Annotated in this window: 2 protein-coding genes and 1 pseudogene; all 3 read left to right on the forward strand. The window is 52.3% G+C overall.

From position 1 onward, the window contains the following. The first annotated feature begins 60 nt into the window (after positions 1 to 60). The 3 genes and pseudogenes from BLR44_RS28405 (at position 61) to BLR44_RS29505 (ending at position 1,288) form a co-directional block, all read left to right on the forward strand. The gene (locus BLR44_RS28405) at positions 61 to 435 is read left to right on the forward strand and encodes a transposase (protein ID WP_089688888.1); all 375 of its coding nucleotides are present in this window, start codon (positions 61 to 63) and stop codon (positions 433 to 435) included. Between the two features lie 27 nt (positions 436 to 462). Next, positions 463 to 705: pseudogene (locus tag BLR44_RS29500) on the forward strand (IS3 family transposase); the annotation flags it as partial. Between the two features lie 94 nt (positions 706 to 799). Continuing rightward, the gene (locus BLR44_RS29505) at positions 800 to 1,288 is read left to right on the forward strand and encodes an IS3 family transposase (protein WP_410493151.1); all 489 of its coding nucleotides are present in this window, start codon (positions 800 to 802) and stop codon (positions 1,286 to 1,288) included. The last annotated feature ends 62 nt before the right edge of the window (positions 1,289 to 1,350 follow it).

Below are 1,350 nucleotides of genomic sequence, written 5' to 3' on the forward strand. Positions count from 1 at the left end.
TGAACTTCCTAGCTTTCGACGGACAGAAAATAGAAGCCCCTAATTCCTATCTTGTCCTCTATGAAACCACGAAGAAATTTTGACCTGACTTACAAGAAGATGGCTGTCGAAATGGCTAAGGCCAAAGGTTCTGTGTCGGCCACCGCTCGTGAACTTGACATCGATCCGCAAATGCTGCGCCGATGGCGTAAACAGATCGGTCAGATCAATGATCGGGTTGCAAATGAGCGTTACCGTCTTCCCAGTGAAAAGACGGCCGAACAGTTGGAGATCCAACAGCTGAGAAAGCAACTCCGGGAAGCGGAACTAGAACGCGATGGGGCGGCCCCCCGCATCCTAAAGGAAGCAGTAAGCCAGCGTGGCCCGGCATTTTCTCCAAGAAAGATCCCAAACGTATCGGCTGATCCACAGCCGAAAGGCGCAGTATGGGGTTGAGAGAATGTGTGGGACACCCCGTGTCGCGTGCTGTCGGTATCTCGGAGCGGATATTACGAATGGCGCCAACGGAAGGAAAGTAAACGGGAGCAAGAAAACCGCAGCCTACTGGCTCGAATCCAGCAAATCTTCGAGACGTCCAAGAAGACTTATGGCAGTCCTCGCCGGGACGCCGGTCGCATCCACCAGGCGCTACGCCAGGAGGGAATCATCGTCAGTGAACCGCGAGTAACTCGGTTAATGAAGAAAGCGGGTTTACGCGTTACCTACCGCAGACGGTTCGTAAAGACTACCGACACTGACCATACTTTTCCCCTTTGTGAAAACCTTTTAGCGCAGAAGTTTGACGGATACCCAATCGCTAGTGCCTGGGCCTCAGATATCACGGCCGGGCCGCCCCGCTATATCGCTACGCGTACCGGCTGCGGGGCGGCCCGTGCCGATGTATTTGACCATGGTGATGGACTTGTTCGATCGCAGAGTTGTCGGTTGGGCCATGAGCACAACTCTGAAAACAGAAGACACGACCATCCCGGCTTTGCTCATGGCCTGTACACATCGGCAACCTACCCCTGGCCTGATCTTTCACTCGGATCGAGGCTCACAGTACGCTTGCGAGGCGTTCCGGTTGTTACTGGGAAAATTGGAGATTAAGCGACAAAGTATGAGTCGGAGAGGAAACTGCTATGACAATGCCGTTGCTGAATCGTTTTTCAAGACTTTAAAATATGAATGCACGAACCGATATGATTTTGACGATCAGCGGCAGGCTGCCAGGGTTGTGTTTGAATATATCGAAACCTGGTATAACACTCACCGAATTCATCGAGCCCGGAGCCTTGGAGCTGGGTGATATCCTAACCTATCCGCACTACGCCGCTTGAAAATAATGTCCGGTCTTTTGTAGGAATTCCA

It is taken from the genome of Catalinimonas alkaloidigena (assembly GCF_900100765.1).
Lineage (GTDB): Bacteria > Bacteroidota > Bacteroidia > Cytophagales > Flexibacteraceae > Mooreia > Mooreia alkaloidigena.